Annotated in this window: 12 protein-coding genes; 7 read left to right on the top strand and 5 right to left on the bottom strand. The window is 50.5% G+C overall.

Going from position 1 to position 19,526, the window contains the following annotated elements:
• Nucleotides 1–1,227, bottom strand: a complete 1,227-nt coding sequence (locus ACQ4MZ_RS21505) for an RsmB/NOP family class I SAM-dependent RNA methyltransferase (protein ID WP_430848337.1) — start codon at nucleotides 1,225–1,227, stop codon at nucleotides 1–3.
• Between the two features lie 89 nt (nucleotides 1,228–1,316).
• Nucleotides 1,317–2,546 carry a GAF domain-containing sensor histidine kinase gene (locus ACQ4MZ_RS21500; protein WP_430848335.1) on the bottom strand — a complete coding sequence of 410 codons (1,230 nt, stop codon included), beginning with the start codon at nucleotides 2,544–2,546 and terminating at the stop codon, nucleotides 1,317–1,319.
• 547 nt (nucleotides 2,547–3,093) lie between these two features.
• On the opposite strand from ACQ4MZ_RS21500, the gene ACQ4MZ_RS21495 reads away from it, so the two are divergent.
• The 6 genes from ACQ4MZ_RS21495 (at nucleotide 3,094) to ACQ4MZ_RS21470 (ending at nucleotide 8,186) form a co-directional block, all read left to right on the top strand.
• Nucleotides 3,094–3,498, top strand: coding sequence for a DUF2147 domain-containing protein (locus tag ACQ4MZ_RS21495; protein ID WP_430848333.1), 405 nt, complete (start codon nucleotides 3,094–3,096; stop codon nucleotides 3,496–3,498).
• 114 nt (nucleotides 3,499–3,612) lie between these two features.
• On the top strand, nucleotides 3,613–4,626 hold the full coding sequence (locus tag ACQ4MZ_RS21490; protein WP_430848330.1) for an LLM class flavin-dependent oxidoreductase: 1,014 nt from the start codon (nucleotides 3,613–3,615) through the stop codon (nucleotides 4,624–4,626).
• 36 nt (nucleotides 4,627–4,662) lie between these two features.
• The gene (locus ACQ4MZ_RS21485; RefSeq protein WP_430848328.1) at nucleotides 4,663–5,610 is read left to right on the top strand and encodes a helix-turn-helix transcriptional regulator; all 948 of its coding nucleotides are present in this window, start codon (nucleotides 4,663–4,665) and stop codon (nucleotides 5,608–5,610) included.
• Nucleotides 5,611–5,678: 68 nt separating this feature from the next.
• On the top strand, nucleotides 5,679–6,203 hold the full coding sequence (locus tag ACQ4MZ_RS21480; RefSeq protein WP_430848326.1) for a DinB family protein: 525 nt from the start codon (nucleotides 5,679–5,681) through the stop codon (nucleotides 6,201–6,203).
• A gap of 48 nt (nucleotides 6,204–6,251) precedes the next feature.
• The gene (locus ACQ4MZ_RS21475) at nucleotides 6,252–6,782 is read left to right on the top strand and encodes an NADPH-dependent FMN reductase (RefSeq protein ID WP_430848324.1); all 531 of its coding nucleotides are present in this window, start codon (nucleotides 6,252–6,254) and stop codon (nucleotides 6,780–6,782) included.
• Nucleotides 6,783–6,899: 117 nt separating this feature from the next.
• Nucleotides 6,900–8,186, top strand: a complete 1,287-nt coding sequence (locus ACQ4MZ_RS21470) for an O-acetylhomoserine aminocarboxypropyltransferase/cysteine synthase family protein (protein WP_430848322.1) — start codon at nucleotides 6,900–6,902, stop codon at nucleotides 8,184–8,186.
• A gap of 93 nt (nucleotides 8,187–8,279) precedes the next feature.
• Here the strand turns inward: ACQ4MZ_RS21470 and ACQ4MZ_RS21465 are convergent, their stop codons facing one another.
• Complete coding sequence (locus tag ACQ4MZ_RS21465; RefSeq protein ID WP_430848320.1) at nucleotides 8,280–10,364, bottom strand: S9 family peptidase; 2,085 nt, start codon at nucleotides 10,362–10,364, stop codon at nucleotides 8,280–8,282.
• A 525-nt stretch (nucleotides 10,365–10,889) separates the two neighbouring features.
• Here ACQ4MZ_RS21465 and polA point away from each other — a divergent pair.
• A complete protein-coding gene (polA, locus tag ACQ4MZ_RS21460) occupies nucleotides 10,890–13,796 on the top strand; it encodes a DNA polymerase I (RefSeq protein ID WP_430848318.1) in 2,907 nt (968 codons plus the stop codon).
• Nucleotides 13,797–14,083: 287 nt separating this feature from the next.
• Here the strand turns inward: polA and ACQ4MZ_RS21455 are convergent, their stop codons facing one another.
• Both ACQ4MZ_RS21455 and ACQ4MZ_RS21450 read right to left on the bottom strand, forming a co-directional pair.
• Nucleotides 14,084–15,610, bottom strand: a complete 1,527-nt coding sequence (locus ACQ4MZ_RS21455) for a SusD/RagB family nutrient-binding outer membrane lipoprotein (protein WP_430848316.1) — start codon at nucleotides 15,608–15,610, stop codon at nucleotides 14,084–14,086.
• A gap of 18 nt (nucleotides 15,611–15,628) precedes the next feature.
• Nucleotides 15,629–18,946, bottom strand: coding sequence for a SusC/RagA family TonB-linked outer membrane protein (locus ACQ4MZ_RS21450; protein WP_430848314.1), 3,318 nt, complete (start codon nucleotides 18,944–18,946; stop codon nucleotides 15,629–15,631).
• Nucleotides 18,947–19,526 lie beyond the last annotated feature (580 nt).

Below are 19,526 nucleotides of genomic sequence, written 5' to 3'. Positions count from 1 at the left end.
CTATTTCCGTTCGAGCAGCGCCATATAAAAGCCGTCGAAACCATCACGCGCGGGTGAGGTGCGGTGTTCAGAAACAAACCGCCAATCGGCTTGGTGGCGCCTGGTGAATGCCCGTACCTGCTCCTCCGACTCCGATGGCAGGATACTGCATGTCGCATACACCATTTTCCCGCCCTTCTTGACCATTTTGGAATAGCTTTCAAGGATGTCCGCCTGCACTTTGCGAATCTTGTCCAGAAATTCGGGTTTTAGTTTCCATTTGCTGTCGGGATTGCGTCTTAAAACGCCTAGTCCTGAGCAAGGTACATCAAGCAGCAGGCGATCCGCGGTTCCCGACAGGTTAGCAATGACTTTCTCGGAACTAATGAGCATAGTGGTCAGGTTGGTAACCCCATTTCGTGCGGCCCTGCGTTCCAGCTCCTGCAATTTATGGTGCTCGATGTCCATCGAAAGGACCGAGCCCGTATTGCCGAGCAATGCGGCCACATGCAGGCTTTTCCCGCCCGCACCTGCACAGGCGTCGATCACGGACATGCCGGGGTGTACGTCCAGGTAGGGCGCGATAAGCTGTGATCCGGCGTCCTGCACCTCAAAAAGGCCGTTTTTAAAACTATCCAAACCGGATACGTTCATCCGCTTTTTAAGTACTAATGCCTCGGGGACACCAGCGACAGGTTCGGTCATGTCAAGTCCCAGCTGCTCGCGCACCGTTGCAATATCTGTTTTCAGCGAGTTGATGCGTAAAACCACCGGAGCGGTTTTGTTAAGCGCAGACAGCTCAGCAGACCACTGCTCCCCGATTTCCGACTCACCGATCTGGTCGATCCAGTCAGGTATCGATTGTGCGATTTTGCGGATTTTCGTCCCCTCCTGATACCGTTCTATAACCGACTGCGGATCTAAACCCTCAAATTCGGGCCATTCGGGCAGGCTCTCCATTGCGTCGTGCCCACCAAGCCGCAAAGGTTTGATCAGTTGCCATGCACCTGCCAGCTGCCAGAAATCCTCATTTTCTGCGGCCTTGTCCACCTGGGCGACGTATTTCACCAGCCGCCACCAGCGTACGATCTCATACACGTTTTCCGCAATAAAAGCGCGGTCGCGGACACCCCATTTTTTGTTGGATTTCAGCAACTGCTCAACGACACGGTCGGCTTGGCGATTTTTGACAAAAATATCCTGCAAAGCCTCAACAGTAGCGGCAACAAGTCCTTTATAGAGTTTCAAAATTTCAATTTCCAGGTAAAACAAGAAGACAAAATTGGTGAGGGATCGGCTAGAATGCAAATACCAGGCCCACAGAGCTGCAAACGAGATCAATAGATATTCTGAGGCAGGTTGATCTCGAAATGGGTCCCGATACCCGGCTCCGAAGCAATATTGATATTCCCACCCAGGCTGTCAACAAGATGTTTCACCAGCGCCAGTCCAAATCCAAAGCCTTGCTCGCCGCCAGTTCCATTGGTGGACGACGCATTACCGGACAAAATCGCCTGGATATTCTCTTCGCTGATCCCCACGCCGGTGTCGCGAACTGAAATTTGCAATATGGGTCTGGCCTGGTCGATCAGCAGATGCAGGTCCACGGCCACCTCGCCGCCGGGAGGCGTGAATTTCATGGAATTAGAAATAAGGTTACCCGTAATTTGAAGCAATTTACTTTTCGAAAAGTGGATATTCTCGGTTAACGGGCTTGTTTGAACCCGAAAACGGATGTTCTTATGCTTGCCCTGTGGTCCGTAGAGCTTTTCGAGCTTGTCCTTAAAAATCATCAGCGTGAAGCCCTGTCCATTCGAAGCCCGCGACGTGCTCTCACCTGTTGGCTTTTCCCGATGCGAGTCGAGGATTTCCTCGGCCAGATCGAGGATGGAATTACCGCTTTTGTGAATCAGATTGATAAATTCGAGGACTTCATCCATTCTGTTCTGCTCGCCCTGGTCGCGGATAATCTGCGCCAGCCCCACGATCCCGCCCAAGGGTCCCCGTATGTCATGTGCCACCTTTTTTTGCGTCTGGCCTGCTTCCAAAAGCCTTGCTTTCAGGTTTTCCAGCACTTTATGCGTTTTCAGGCGGGCTACGATCTCGTCGGCAATAATTTTCAGAAGCTCTATTTTCTCGGGTTCGAGCGTCTTGCGCTCCTGGTCGAGCACGCACAAGGCGCCAATGGGCAGCCCTTCACTCGTTTTCAGCGGTATACCATAATAATACTTTACATTGGGTTCGCCGGTCACATATATTTTGTTCTTAAAGCGATCGTCCGCGCTCAAATCACCGACTTCAAAATGCTCCGACTCCATGATGGTGTACTGGCAAACTGAATCCTCCCGAAGCATTTGCTCGATATCGAAGCCGTAGTTAGAGATCGTCCATTGCGTAAGGGAATCAAGCAAGTTAACAAGTGAGATTCTGGTACCGGTAACCTTTGCGGCCAACTTGGCCAAGTCCCGGAATGTGATCTGATGGTCCGAATAGTCGATATCCAACTCCGAGAGCGCCAGCAGACGTTCCATTTCATTGGCTGGCACGGGGCCATGGGAAGTACTCATAGACAAACGCAGTTTATATCAGACTCTGCAACTTTTACATAAATAGAGAACTAATTCTATAAAAAACAATGCCGTAGCCATCGTATGTCTATCAGACGAGATGAGCAAAATCACCATCGGATACAAATTTCAGCGCGGAATAACTTTTGCTGTATCCAATCTGAGGTGGCGCATAGGAACTAACTCGCGTACGACCGCACCGCAGTAGGATTGAGCGGCATCTTGGAATAATTCTGTTTCTTAATTTGAAGAACTGTCGTATATTGTCACACCAACAATCGGAAATAATTGGACTCATTCCCGTATATAATGAAAGTTCAAAATAATTAACAGTGTTAAATTCGATATTTATCAATGTTAAATAAAAGATCATTGATAAAAATACACCCTCAATGCCAAATTTGGCCATTTTGATTTTTGCAATATTTAACAGTGTAAAATTTTACAAATTTCAAACTTGCATATTTTCAAGGTCTCCCAAACACAAACAACCAACCCGACGGACGCCATTAGAATGTATAAAATACTTTTTACTATATTTTTTTTTGTGAGTTTCAACCCTGCCGGATCGCAAATTATTGTCGCAGATAAGATCGTTGGCGAGTGGATCAACGAAGAAAAAGATACCCGCATAGAGATTTATAAAAACGGCGAGGAATATTTCGGTCGCCTGCTGTGGTCGGAGGATCTCTTCGAAGCCGATGGAAAAACGTCCCGAAAAGACGTCCGGAATTCCAATGAGAAGCTTCGCACCCGGAACCTGCTCCACGTGAACCTGCTAAATAACTTCGTCTTTAGCGAAGACCTTTGGGACAACGGCAAAATGTACGACCCGAGGAGCGGTAAGACCTACAACTGTCTGATCAAATTGCGTAAGGAAAAACTCGAAGTGAGGAGCTATGTGGGCATACCGCTGCTGGGAAGAAGCACCTACTGGGACCGCGTGCCCTAGCCTCCCCTACTCCGCCGGCGAACGTTACTATACTCGCAGAAAGGATATTTAATGCCTCTAAAATGAATACAAACCGGCCATGCCGTGTTATGCTTCAAATCAAGTATTTATTGTATGAAGCATTTCAAACTGGGCATTCTCGACCAATCTGTTGTCAGACACGGGTCTACGGTCAGCGAGGCCATACAGGAAACCATTGCCACTGCTAAACTGGCCGAAGAACTTGGTTACAGCCGTTTCTGGGTTTCCGAGCACCATAATTCCACTTTTATTGCCGGCTCGGCCCCGGAAGTCCTGATGGTTAAACTGGCGGATGTAACGAGCCGTATCCGCGTCGGCTCGGGCGGGATTATGCTGCCGAATCACAGCGCATTGAAAGTGGCGGAGAATTTCCGCATGCTCGAAACGCTCTATCCGGGCCGCATTGACCTCGGTATGGGCCGTGCGCCCGGCACCGACCGCATCACCTCTTCCCTCCTGAACCCATCCAACGATTTCAGCGAAACGAGCTACTTGCGACAGCTCGAACATTTGCAGCACTTTTTCAGGGATACCGCCGGCACCGAGCGCGGGTTTATCTACGCCACGCCGCAGTCCCCGACGATTCCGGAGCAGTGGATACTCAGTTCCAGCGGAGGCAGCAGTAATATCGCCGCCCGTTTCGGAATGGGCCTCGCGGTTGCGAGGTTCATTAATGGCTTTGTGAAGCCCGATGTAGTGGAGGAATACAAACGTAATTTCCGCCCGTCTGATCAGCTCGAAAAACCCAAAGTGATCATTTCCGCATTCACATTATGCGCCGAAACCGAAGAAAAGGCGGCATTAATGCGCAAGATGATGGACTACGTATTGGTGGAATTCGAACGGGGCAAATTCGGGCCGTTCCCCGACCCCGAAACGGTCCGCAAATACCAATTCAATTTCGGCGAACTCGACCGGATCAAATACAACAGCGGCCGGATCGTTTCGGGCACGCCGGAATCGGTGAAAGAGCAGCTGACCAGGCTGGCTACCGATTTCGAAGCGGACGAGATCATGGTTTCGACCATGGCCGATACGTTTGAAAACCGTATCAAATCCTTTCAATTGATTTCGGAAGCATTTAATTTGAGAGAACCGGTTCTTTAAACTTAATTTGTGCCGGACATTTCCTCACCGACACTCATGAACCGTTTCGACCGCATTACCGCCATCCTGATCCAGCTTCAATCCCGCAAAATTGTCAAAGCCCAGGACCTGGCCGAACGCTTCGAGATCAGTCTGCGGACGGTGTACCGTGACATTAATTCGCTCGCAGAAGCGGGCGTACCCATCATAGGCGAGGCAGGCGTCGGCTATTCCATCATGGATGGCTATCGCCTGCCTCCCGTCATGTTCACCAAGGAAGAGGCGCGTACATTCATCACGGCCGAAAAGCTGATGGAGAAGTTTACCGATTTCTCGACTCAATCGCATTACCAGGCGGCGATGTACAAGATCAAAGCCGTGCTGCGAAGTACCGAAAAATCGATGGTGGAGAACCTCGAAAACCACATTGAAGTACGGAGCCGGCCGAGGGCATTTCACCAGCCCAACAGCAACACGCTTGACGTTCTGCTTCGGAGCATTTCCGAGCGAAAAATTGCTAAAATCCTGTATGTTGCGTTGAGTGCCGCCGAGCCAGGCGAGCGGATTATCGAACCGGTAGGCATTTACCACGAAAATAATTACTGGTATACCATCGCATTTTGCCACCTGCGCAACGACTACCGCAATTTCCGCTCCGACCGTATCCTTCAATGCGACATTACGGACCGACCTTTCGTTCATCAGCACGCCCCGCTGAAAGACTTTATGCACGACAGTTGGGAGAACGACAATATGCGCCTCGTGCGCATCCGCGTGGATAAGCGCGCGGCGCGTTACATACGCGAGCAGCGGAACTACTATGGCTTTAATTCCGAAATCGAGCGCGACGATCATGTCGAGATGACGTTCCTCAGCGCGTCGCTCGAAGGCTTTGCCAGATGGTATATGATGATCGCTCCCGAAGCGTGTATTATGGAGCCCGAAGCACTCAAAACGATCGTACGGCAGCTTTCCGAAAAAATTCTGGAAAATCTGAATCATTGATAAGTGCTGCTGACATAGGGCTGTCATAAGCTTCTGTTTTCTTTGTAATGCACTTAAACAAAGGAGATATGTCAGCCACAATTGAAATTCCGACCGCAGAAAAAAGTTTGGCCTATGCGATGAAAAATTTCGCAGATTACAACCACTGGGCCAACTGCACTTTGGTAAACTGGTTACGCACAAAACCGGCCGAAATCCTCGAAACGGAGCTAAAATCGAGCTTTACGACCATCCGGCTGACGCTCATCCATATCCTTGAAACGCAGCGCTACTGGTACTCGATCCTCAATCCGGAGCACAATTATAGCGGCCAGGATTTCGATGGAGATATCGACTCGACATTTGATACGCTTATAGCGCAATCTCAGGAGCTTGCGGAATACATCGAAGGCCTCTCGATCCAGCAAATTCAGAGCGAGACGCTCGTGGAGAGTCCCTGGTTCCAATGCAACTTCCCGAACTTTGAATACATCATGCACGTCGTGAACCATACCACTTACCACCGCGGACAGGTCATTACAATGGGCCGTAACCTGGGCTTCACCGACGCCCCGATGACCGATTACAACTTTTACAATGTCATGGCTAAATAAATTGGCAGCACCGGAAACCCGCAACGGCCGGTTTTTGTAGTGCTGTTTATGAAACACATTCGCATCCTGGGCATTTCGGGCAGTCTGCGCGCCGATTCCACCAATACCATCATCCTAAAAACCTTGGGAAGCTTATTGCCTTCCGACATCACTTTTGAAATCTTCGAAGGCCTGGACGAAATCGCTCATTTCGCTCCGGGCCTTTCCGATACCGGGCAGGTGATCCGCTTTAAAACTGCCATTGCCCAAGCCGACGCGCTGGTGATCTGCACACCGGAATACGCGTTCGGTGTACCCGGTACACTTAAAAACGCCCTCGACTGGACCGTGGGTACCGGCGATCTGAATGATAAGCCGGTATCGGTGATCAGCGCCTCGCCGCTCAACTCCGGCGGAAATAATGCACTGGCGTCGCTATTACTTACCCTAACGGCATTGGGCACCAAAAAGAATGACGGCTCTGCACTGTCCATTCCGAATGTCAAAAGCAAAATAACGGAAGGCCGTGTCACAGACGCATATACGCTCAACCAGCTCCGAATACAATGCAACAATCTGCTCAGCCTGATCGGAGGCTGATATCCCCTTATCAAAATCCAATTTATTATCCGGCAAGCAAAAGACTATAAATTTCGTAGAGTAATATCATTTAGTTTGATACATTTGGGTTTTATCCACCTTAAACGTTCTAACCAAATGAAATTTGAAACCTTGCAGCTTCATGCCGGACAACAGCCCGACCCAGTTACCAATTCACGGGCCGTGCCTTTGTACCAAACCACTTCCTATGTGTTCAATAATGCCGAGCATGCCGCTAACCTGTTCGCTCTGAAAGAGTTTGGCAACATATACTCCCGCATTATGAACCCCACCAACGACGTTTTTGAAAAACGCGTGGCGGCATTGGAAGGCGGCGTAGCTGCATTGGCCACCGCTTCGGGGCATTCGGCACAGTTTCTGGCGATCAACAACATCACGACCGTCGGTGATAACTTCGTGACCACCTCGTTCCTTTACGGCGGTTCTTTTAATCAATTCAAAAATTCCTTCAAAAACATCGGTGTGGAAGCACGTTTCGCCGATGGCGACGATGTGAGCAGTTTTGAAAAGCTGATCGACGACAGGACCAAGTTCATTTACCTCGAAACCATCGGTAACCCGAGCTATTCCGTACCCGATTTTGACGCATTCTCTGCGCTTGCAAAGAAATATGACCTCCCGTTAATCGTCGACAACACGTTCGGTGCGGCAGGCGCCATTTTTCAGCCCATCAAGCACGGCGCGCACGTAGTCGTGCAATCGGCCACGAAATGGATCGGTGGCCATGGAACTTCCATTGGCGGGGTGATCGTCGATGCAGGTACCTACAACTGGGGTAACGGCAAGTTCCCTCAGTTTACAGAGCCTTCGCCGAGCTACCACGGCCTTGTTCTGAACGATGTTTTCGGTATCGGCGGACCATTCGGCAACATCCAGTTCATCATCCGCGCCCGTGTGGAAGGCCTGCGCGACTGGGGCCCGTCCCTCTCGCCATTTAACGGGTTCCTGTTCCTGCAAGGGCTTGAAACGCTGTCGCTAAGAGTGGAGCGTATTGCGGAAAACGCATTGAAACTCGCACAATGGCTTGAAAAACATCCGAAAGTGGAAAGTGTGAACTATATCGGTCTGGAAGGCAACAAATACCACCAGCTGGCTAAAAAGTACCTTACACGTGGTTTCGGAGGGGTTTTGTCGTTCTCACTGAAAGGCGACAGAAAGACTGCGGAGCATTTTGTAGATAACCTGAAACTGATCAGCAACCTGGCCAACGTAGGCGATGCCAAAACGCTGATCATCCACCCCGCATCTACCACGCACTCTCAACTATCTGACGAAGAACAACTTTCAGCAGGTGTCCTGCCGACCCAGCTCCGTATTTCCGTAGGTATCGAGCATATTGACGATATCATCGCGGATGTGGAGCAGGCGATTGGTGCGCTATAATGATTGAATTTTGAATGACTGAATGATTGAATAGGGCTTATTCGGTCATTCAATCATTCAGTCATTCAAAATTCAGTGCCGGACGTTCAAACTTTATTCGCTAATGCCTTCCAACGCAAACATAAACGCAAACTGCAAGGCGATCTCCTTTAAGTAATCGAATCGTCCCGAAGCGCCGCCGTGGCCGGCTTCCATATTTGTTTTTAAAAGCAACACATTGTTGTCGGTTTTATGGGTTCGCAGGCGGGCTACCCATTTGGCAGGCTCGAAATACTGCACTTGGCTGTCGTGCAAACCCGTGGTAATGAGCATATTGGGATATGCTTTTTTCTCCACGTTGTCATACGGAGAATAGGACTTCATGTAGTCGTACGCATCCTTGTTTTTAGGATTCCCCCATTCGTCGAACTCATTGGTTGTCAGTGGAATGCTCTCGTCGAGCATGGTCGTCACTACATCTACGAACGGCACGTCGGCAATGATGCCCCGCCATAGGTCGGGACGCATATTGCTGATCGCGCCCATGAGCAAACCACCCGCACTGCCGCCTTCTGCGAACAAATGCTCTTTGGAGGTGTAATTTTCCTTAATGAGGTATTCCGCGCAGTCGATGAAGTCGTTGAATGTGTTCTTTTTCTTGAACATTTTACCGTCCTCGTACCATTGCCGGCCCATTTCCTGCCCGCCTCGTACGTGTGCGAGCGCGTATATAAACCCGCGGTTGAGCAGGCTCAGGCGCGTGCTGCTGAACGCGGCGTCCATACTGTTGCCGTATGAACCGTATGCGTAAAGCAGAAGCGGCGTCCCAGCGCTCTTGGGCGTACCTTTTTTGTATACCACTGAAATCGGCACCTTCACGCCGTCGCGCACGGTCGCATACAAACGTTCCGTTACATATTCCTCCGGATTGTACCCTCCTACCACTTCCTGGCGCTTTTTGAGCTCTTTATCGCGGGTTTCCATGTCGTAGTCGTACACTGAGCTCGGCGTTGTGAGCGAAGTGTAGATGTAACGCAGGTTCGAACTGTTGTATTCGGGGTTCGAGCCGGCATATGCGGTGTAGGCCGGCTCACCGAAATCCACGTAATGCTCCGCATTCGTATTGATATTGCGGATTCTGAGTTGCAAGAGGCCATTTTTACGCTCTGTAATCACCAGATGGTTCTTAAAAACGTCAATCCCTTCCAGCAACACGTCGGCACGGTTGGGAATTACCTCCGTCCAGTTTTCGACCCCGGTTGCGTTCACGGGCGTTTCCATCAGCCTGAAATTCAACGCATCTTTGTTGGTTACGATCAAGAACTTATCTCCCTGATGATCAACGTCATACAAAACATCCTTCATCCGTGGCTGAAACACCTCGAACTTGCCTTCCGGCTTGTCTGCATCGAGGATCAGGTATTCCGACGACATCGTGGCCGAAGAAGCGATCACAATGTATTTGTCCGATTTCGTCTTCCCTACCCCGATATAATTGCTCTTGTCCTTCTCATTGTAAACCACCACATCCTTCTTCGGATCCGTTCCAAGCGTGTGGCGCTTGATCTTCTCGCTCAGGAGCGTTTTCGGGTTGGTAGCTGTATAAAACAGCGTTTTGTTATCATTCCCCCACTCAGAGCCACCACTTGCCGGATAAATCTTGTCGGCAAAATGCTCGCCGGTTTCGAGGTTTTTAATGTAGAGGGTGTACTGCCTTCTCGAAACGGTGTCGACGCCATAGGCAAGCAGCTTGTTGTCCGGGCTTACATTGAAACCGACCGCCGAATAATACGGATGTCCCTCTGCCATTTTATCGACGTCGAGCAGGATCTCTTCCGGCGCTTCGAGCGAGCCTTTCTTGCGGCAATATTTGAAATACTGTTCCCCTTCCTCGCTGCGGGTGTAATACCAGTACCCATTGCTGAACACCGGCACCGACTCGTCCTTCTCCTTGATCCGCCCCTTCATTTCTAAAAACAATGCTTCCTGGAATTTCGCCGTACCCGCCATCATCGTATCGGTGTAGGCGTTCTCGGCTTTCAGGTATTCTACGACTTTGTCGCTGTCGGGGCCCTCGCGGAAGAAGTCGCCCATCCAGTAGTACTCGTCATTACGTTTGTCACCATGCATTCCGGTTTCATGGTCTTTCTTTTCTGCTACCGGCGGTGTGGCATCCGGCCATTGATATGCTTGTTTCACGGGTTTGTTTTGGTTACACGAAAAAATCACAATAGCTAAAAGTAAGAAAATATTTCTCATATGCCGGATCGAGTTTTATATAGCTAATTATCAGCAATTTATATTATTTAATACTTACTATTAGTTTTATACTTTTAATATGATAATAGTTTTAATAAGTATATACCTTTAAATTCTTTTTATAAATATGTCATATCAGATGTATAATACTTTTAAAGATTTTACTCTTTTTTATTATTATTAAAATAATTATACTTATAATACATAAAAAACATTTTAAAAATATATTACTTATAATACTTTTTATATCTTAAATCAATACCGTCAATATTAACCTTTAAGTACATATTTGTTTTAATAAGCCATTTGAATAGTACCATTCTATTAAATCATATAAAACTTTTAATTATTACCAATTGTAATATCCTTACAATACTTCTCCCGCAATTCCACAAAAAACCGCCGGCAAACCCTGTCTGTCGCCGCAGTTACATTATATTTGAGTTTCGATCATAAACTTACCTCATGGAAAAACCCGTTCACAAGCTATTCCTTCTGGACGCTATGGCCTTGATTTACAGGGCGCATTTCGCATTCATCAAGGCGCCACGCATCACTTCAAAAGGACTGAATACCAGCGCCGTTTTCGGCTTCACCAACACACTGCTCGAAGTACTGCAAAAAGAGAAACCAACCCACATCGGCGTTGCATTCGACACCGCTGCGCCTACTTTCCGTCATGTGCAGTTCGAGGCTTACAAAGCCCAGCGCGAAGCACAGCCGGAGGATATTACCGTGGCCATTCCCCTTGTGAAGCGCCTGCTGAAAGGCATGTGCATTCCGATTCTCGAACTGGACGGCTATGAGGCCGACGACATCATCGGCACCATTGCGAAGGAGGCGTCCCGCGAAGGTTTCGAGGTTTTTATGATGACACCCGACAAGGATTACGGGCAGCTGGTCGAACAATACATACACATCTACAAACCCGCATTCCTCGGGAAAGGCGCCGAAGTGCTGGGCGTACAAGAAATACTCGATCGCTGGCAAATCCAGCGCATCGACCAGGTGATCGATATTCTCGGCCTGATGGGCGACGCCGTCGACAATATCCCCGGCATTCCCGGCGTGGGCGAAAAAACGGCCCAAAAACTCATCCAGGAATACGACACGATCGAAAATCTGATTACAAACGCCGATGAAATTAAGGGAAAACTCGGAGAAAAAATCCGGGAGAACTTCGATAAGGCCGTGCTAAGCAAGCAACTTGCGACGATCGATTGCAAAGTGCCTGTGCCATTCGACGCCGAAGACCTGACCGTCTGCGCGCCGAATGCAGAGCTCATTGCCGAATTGTTCGACGAACTGGAATTCAAAACCCTGAAAACCCGTGTTCTCGGCGCGGGCACGGCTGGTGCTGCTACCGGGATACTTGGAACTGCTGCTCCCGCAGGGCGCACAGGCGCTCCACAAGCCCGCAAAGCCGCTTCCAAAGGCCAGCTCGACATCTTCGGTAATCCAACAGAAGAGATTGGGCAGCAGCCGGCGGTCGTCAGCGGTGACCTGGCCGACGGCGAACTGGTCGAGGATACCGACGAAATCCGCATTCCGACGTCGAAGCGGACCATCGCCAATACTTTCCACCGCTACCACACCGTGGATACGCCTGAACTGATGACCAGTCTTGCGCATTATCTGAGCTTGCAGGATGCTTTTTGCTTCGACACCGAAACCACGTCGCTCGATACCACCGATGCCGAGCTGGTAGGACTGTCGTTCTCATACCTCGCAGGGGAAGCGTTTTACATTCCTGTCCCCGCCGACCAGGCCAAAGCGCAGGAGATCGTCGAGCATTTCCGCGGCGTTTTCGAGAATGAAAACATTGAAAAAATCGGCCAGAATATCAAATACGACCTGCTCGTGCTGAAAAACTATGGTGTCGACGTTCGTGGCAAACTGAGCGACACTATGCTTGCACATTACCTGCTGCAACCGGACAAGCGCCACGGAATGGACATCCTGGCCGCTTCCTACCTGAATTACGAACCAGTGTCGATCACAGAGCTTATTGGTAAAAAAGGCGGAAAACAAGGCAATATGCGCGACGTCGCGATACCGGAAATCACACAGTATGCCGGTGAAGATGCCGACATTACTTTCCAGCTCAACACGATTTTTAGCCGCGAACTGCCGAAAGTAAATGCTGCGAAGCTCTTCTATGAGGTCGAAATGCCTCTGACGAAAGTGCTGGCTTCCATGGAAAATACCGGTGTGAGGCTGGACATCAATGCATTGAAAGAGATGTCGACAGTACTGGAATCCGACCTTCGCCAGACCGAGTCCGAGATTTACGAGGCAGCCGGCCAATCGTTCAATATCAGCTCTCCGAAGCAGCTTGGCGAGATCCTTTTCGAGAAAATGAAGCTGATCGACAAGCCGAAAAAGACTAAAACCGGACAGTACGCGACAGGTGAAGAGATTCTTTCGGACCTTGAAGCGAACCACCTCATTGCCCGTAAAATACTGGATTACCGAGAGTTACAGAAGCTTAAATCGACTTATGTGGATGCATTACCTACGATGGTAAGCAGCCGCACGGGCCGTATCCATACCTCTTACAATCAGGCCGTTGCAGCAACCGGGCGTCTGAGCTCGACGAACCCGAACCTGCAAAACATCCCGATCCGCACGCCGCGTGGGCGTGAAATCCGCAAGGCATTCGTGCCCGATTCCGACGATTTCCAGATCCTGTCGGCGGATTATTCGCAGATCGAGCTGCGCATTATGGCAGCATTCAGCGGCGACGCGAGTATGACCGAGGCCTTCAACCAGGGCCGGGATATTCACGCGACAACCGCCAGCAAGGTATTTCAGGTGCCCTTGGAAGAAGTGACTCCGGACATGCGCCGCAAATCCAAAATGGTCAATTTCGGTATCATTTACGGCATTTCGGCATTCGGTCTCGCGCAACGCCTAGGCATTCCACGCGGGGAAGCGAGCGAGATCATCCGCGCCTACTTCGAAGAATTCCCGGCTGTGAAGGGCTATATGGATAAAGTCGTGAACGATGCCCGCGAACGCGAGTACGTAGAAACCATTCTCGGCCGCCGCCGGTATTTGCCGGATATCAATTCCCGCAACCAGACCAACCGCGGTTACGCCGAACGAAACGCCATTAACGCCCCGATCCAGGGCTCTGCCGCCGATATGATCAAAGTTGCAATGATCAATATCCACGACTGGATGACCAGCGAAAAGCTCAAATCGCGCATGATCCTGCAAGTGCATGACGAATTGGTTTTCGATGCGCATTACAGCGAAATCGATTTACTGAAAGAAAAAGTGGATGAGTTGATGCGCAATGCGATCCCTATGGCGGTGAGGATGGAGACAGGGATCGGTGTCGGTGCTAACTGGCTGGAAGCGCATTGATTTTTGAGAGAAAGAAGGAAATGGAGGTGGAGGAAGGGGACTGATATCGCAAGCAGGAGACCCCGATGGGGTCGCGCAACCTTTCGATATATGCTTGCTATAAACAGGAGGCCGCTCCGCGGCCAGCGCCGCGACTGATCGACTCTGCTCATAAGGCTCGACGCAAGATGCCCGAGGCATCTCCTGTTTGTAGAACTCCCATCAATCAACAAACGACAAAAGGCCCCAGAGGGGCCTCCTATCGTCGCTATACGCACTTTTTGCCTTACTCCTTCCTCCCCTTCTTCCTATTTCGCCACCCAAGTCCGCGTATTCAAATCATCCGTCCCTTGTCGTTTGACCGCTTCTTCGCGGTTGACGCCGTTCAGGGATTGTTCCGATAACGGGTAAATGAAGCGCACTGGTACACGGTTCTGATTCAGGTTATCAGGTCCGGGCTTGATCTCCGGCATGCCTGTACGCCGCCAGTCGAACCATGCTTCGAGGCCATTGAAATAATAGGCAATCCATTTTTGCAATGCTATTTTGCCCAGTTTTTCCGCGCTCGTACCCGTGTAAGCCACAGCGGGTTGCGTGAAATAGGATGGATCCGGCGTCACGTTAATGCCGTACGACGATGGTACCACGCTTTTCCAGTAATCGAAATTGCTCTGAATGCCTTTGGTATAGTAACCTTCCGCAGTGCCAGTAGTTATCCAGCCTTTTTCCCTGGCTTCCGCGAGAATGAATTGCAACTCGGAGTAGTTCATAATGATTCCGCGCGGTGCTGCGGGATCTGGCGGCGCTTGTCCGGGATCGTTGCACACGAGGCACGCGAACGTGTAACCCACGCGCGAAACGCCTTGCGGACCGCCATTATAGTTCAATGCCGGCACATCGCCCAATCCGTTGGGTACACCCTCAATTACCGGTTTCCCGGCTGCTACCGACGACTGCGACGGACGACCGAAAACCATCAGGCGAGGGTCTTTCAAAGCCGTCAGGCGGTCACTGAGCGTCTTGCTCACGCGGAACTCATCGAACGACCCCACACGCGCTCCGTACAATGTCCATTGGTTTGGCGCGGCTGCAAGGTATTTCAATTCGGCATTGTCCTGAATCCCCTCGAAAATCGGGTTTTTAGCAGGATCAGCGAGGATCGCCTGCATGTCAGCCTTCACATCTTTCTGCTTCGAGATACGTATCAGGTAACGCAGGCGAAGCGAGTTTGCAAGTTTCCGCCATTTGATCAGCGAGCCCGTACCGCCTCCAAAAAGGATGTCCCCTGAAACCGCCGTGGAGCTATTGGCAAGGATATCGTTGGCGGCTTTAAGGTCAGCCAGCACGCCTGCGTAAACGCTCTCCTGCGTGTCGTATTTGGGCAAATAAACGCCGTCGGTTTTGCCTTTTGTCGCTTCGGTATAGGGAATATCACCGTAAGCATCGGTTGCCAGCGCGAACATCCATGATTTCAGGATCAGCGCGATGCCCTTGTAAGCATTGGCATCGTCCGTACCGACCTGATCGAGGATGTTTTTGACATTGCGCATATTCCCGTACACGTTGTCCCAAATGCTGTTTTGCTGGCCCCACAGGTAGCGGTCCTCGTTCACAAACTGAATTTTGGCGTGGTGCTGCACCACGATGTTCCCAATGCCCCAGGCGTCGTTCACCTGGCTGTTCACCATGTTCCGGATCACACCGGCCAGGAGCAGGTCGGGCGTGACGTCGTTCGGAACGTTGTTGTTGGTATTAATCTCCTCAAAGTCGTTGGTACATGACCCCGCCGATAAAGTCAGCGCCGCCATCATGTATATCGGAAGTAGCTTTTTCATTGTTTTCCAATTGAAATTTTACAGTTTGAAACTCACATTGAAACCATAGCTGCGGCTCGAAGGGATCGACATGTATTCGATACCTGGCAATGCAGTCCCGCCGTTGTAAGCCATTGTTTCTGGATCCACGTGCGGTACTTTCGACCACAATGCGAGGTTGCGCGCCACGAATGAAACCGTGATGTTTTTCAGCGGCGAATTGCCCAGGAGGCGGTTCGGAATGGAATAGCCCAGTTGTACTTCGCGCAGTTTCACGAACGATGCGTCATACATTACCCCTTCGGCGATATTACGGCCGCCGGTAAAGGCTGTGTGCCATGCGCGGGCAGTCAGTTTCACGTCGTTTTTGCTGAAAGTACCGTCTGCGTTCTGCACCACGCCGTCACCGATCACGCCGTTGCCGGGTTTGCTCAGATCGTAACCATCCGCGCGGCCTTCGAGAGTTTCCTTGATAATACCCCCCTCGCGGCCTACCACTTGTGTTTCAGAGAAGATTTTGCCTCCGTGGCGAACGTCAAACAGGAAGCTGAATTTCACATTCTTATAATTGAATTGATTGGAAATACCCGCCAGCCAGTCGGGGTTGTAGTTGCCCATTTTCTGGACGTTGGTAGTCGGTACCGGGCGACCGTCTTTGTACACGATCTGTCCCACATTTTGACCTGTTGCGTCGTAGTAAGGTAATGAGGGGCTTGCGTTCTGTACACGCGCGAATGCGATCCCGTACATATCCCCCATGCGCTCGCCCACGCGCGCCTCAATGCTCACACCTTTGCTCGCCATCACGAAGTTGGTAATGCCGTCGGACAATTCGAGCACCTTGCTGCGGTTGGCCGAGAAGTTGACGCCGATATTCCATTTGAAATCATTGATTTCCACAGGAGTAACGTTCAACATAGTTTCAAAACCCCAGTTTTTGATCTCACCCGCATTGAAAAACCGGCCGTTGTAGCCTGTTGTCGACGAAAGGGGGATTTGCAGGATCTGGTTTTTGGTTTTGCTTTGATAGTAGGTGAAATCCAGACCGACCCGGTTCTTGAAGAAACGCAGGTCCGCACCGATTTCATAAGCGGTACTGATCTCCGGTTTCAGGTTCAGGTTGGCCAAACGATCTGTTTCACCGTAAATCTGCGAGCTTCCGAAAGGTGTGCTCGGGTTATAAGCCTGCGTGAATGTAAACGGATCGGTATCATTACCTACCTGCGCGAAGCTGGCGCGGGCTTTGGCAAAAGAAATCACTTCGGGAAGCTTCACCATATCACTCACCACGGCGCTCAAAGCCACCGACGGATAGAAATACGAGTTATTCTCGGTACCGAAAGCTTTCAAGGCCGTCGGGAGCGTCAATGCGCTACTCCAGTCGTTACGCGCGGTGATGTCCAGGAACAGGTAATTGCGGAACGATACCGATGCAGAACCGTACAAGCTATTGATGCGCTTGCCTACCCTGCTCTGCGACGCCACCAGCGCAATGCGCGAATTGGTGAGGTTGTAAATGCCCGGCAGGTTCAACTGACCCGCATTTTCCTCATCGTAAATCGAGCTCTGGCGGTTCTGGTTGCCGCCGAACGTGGCCGACACATTGAAATCCTTGTTAATATCCTTGTTAAACGACAACAGGAAGTCGGTGTTGCGCTCTTCCGTATTCACTTTCACCTCGCGGTACTGCCCGAACGGGAAACGCTGGGTACTGAATGCACGGTGGTATTCGCGGCGCTCGTTACCCCAGTCGGTCGCTGTGCGTACTTGCAGGCTCAGCCAGTCGGTGAAATCGTATTTGAGGATCACGTTACCGATAATGCGGTTCACATCCTGGCCGTTGGTGTTTTCGTAAACGGTCAGGTACGGGTTATCGTGGTAGTTGTAGTTCCAGCTGAACTGGCGCCGGCCTTCCAGACCGTTCATCCATAAACGTTCCATATCCGAAACCTTCACCGAACGCGGCAGCCAGCAGTTGAACAAGTACATAATGCTTTCCGTACCGTAGCTGATCGACGGTCGGTTGCCGCTCGCGCTTTTGATATAGCTCACGAATGTCTTGGCCGAGAACTTCTTTGTAAGATTATAACCTGCACTCAATGAGACAGTATGGCGTTTCAGATCCGTATTAGGCACAATCCCCGTTTGATCCAGATTAGTATATGACAAACGGAAGCTCCCCTGGTCGTTATTGCCGATCAACGCGATGTTGTTCGTCAGCGTACGACCCGTGCGCAGGAAGTTTTTCAATCCGTCTACGTCCGGTAACCAGGGAGTCGGTGTGATAACGCTCCCGGCCGGTGCATTCAGGTCGCCGCCAAGGAAAGGGATCGCCTGGCCATTCAGCGTGCGCGGCGAGTTATATTGCGGGTAGCTCTGGCCTTTGAATTCAGGTCCCCAGCCTTCGTCGGTACCGTCGGTGAGGCCGCCACCGGCGCCATTCACGAATGCGAAATCGCCCCCGTTACCATTACCCTGGCCGTATTTGTTCTGGTATTCAGGCAGTTTCAATGCACGCTCGAAAGTGGTGTTACTGTTTACCTCGACACCGATGCCCTTGTTGCCTTTACCGGATTTAGTAGTTATGAGAATCACCCCGTTGGCAGCCCTGGAACCGTAAAGTGCGGCGGCGGCAGGTCCTTTCAGTACGCTCATCGTTTCCACGTCGTCGGGGTTGATGAAACTTGCGCCATTCCCGAAATCGACTTCAAGGTTACCCTGGCCCGAACCGCCGGTGATGGAATTGCTGATTGGCACCCCGTCGATCACGTACAGCGGCTGGTTTTTGTTCAAATCCACCGACCGCTCGCCCCGGATCGTCACGCGCGCGGAACCACCAATACCCGACGGGCTTCCCACCACCGTTACTCCGGCCACTTTACCGGCTAACTGATTGACAATGTTGGTCTCGCGCGCCGTCACAATGCTTTCGCCTTTCAGCTCCTGCACTGCGTAACCCAGCTTACGGACGTCCTTTTTGATACCCAAAGCCGTTACAACCACTTCCTGCAACTGCTTCTGATCTGCAAAGAGTATAACATCTGCTATTGAACGGCCGTTTACCGCTACATCGCGCGACACGTAGCCCAGGAAGGAGAACGTCAGCACCGAATTCGCCCCCTTGAGATTGATCTGATACTTACCGTTCGAATCCGTTACCGTACCATTATTGGTTCCTTTTTCGATCACACTCACACCGGCCAGCGGCAGCTTGTCGTCGTCGGAGGTCACCTGCCCGGTCACCACCGACTGGGCAATGCCCGCATGGCAGTAAAGCAGCCCCGTGAGCATAAGCCCCGTGTACGCGCTTCTTCTGAAAATACTCAGCCGGAAGCATAAGTAGAATTTTTTGATCATGAGCACTTAGGTTGTTATAGGTGAGAAAAGAATGCAGCAGGCAAAAATCCGCCTTGGAAAACGCAAAAATCCGGTTAAATGCAGTTTATTATGTTAAGTATTTATTAACATAACATCAACAAATCCAGCGATATGGCTTACATCCCCGATAGCTGGTACAGAATACTGATCAATGCTTGGAAATCTTACTAATTATCACTCCTGTCACCCCCGGCCGCACAAGCGCTGCGATCGCTCGCCCACATCGTGCCCCTTTAAATTTACAAAATCAGATTTATAAAAAAAGCAACCGCATGTTTCCTTATCGAACTGTCTCTAAGCATTTTACAAAAATGAGGCCTTTGAGACAGCGGCTGGCGCGTTGTCATCTGCAATAATTCACAAAAATCTTTGAAGAGGACTATTTCAATTCGAATCATTAGACCAAACTATGCTGCGCACACTGAAACGGGTCACAACCCTGGCCGCTATACGCGGGACAGTATACATTCATCATTGTTAAACTTTTGAGCAACTCCTCCTGAGACTTTTCCTATGTCCCAAAACCCTTCAAAAAATTCATACTATTTCCGGATATAAT

This window comes from Dyadobacter sp. BHUBP1 (genome assembly GCF_050587785.1).
GTDB lineage: Bacteria > Bacteroidota > Bacteroidia > Cytophagales > Spirosomataceae > Dyadobacter.
This window is presented reverse-complemented; position numbering and strand designations above follow the sequence as displayed.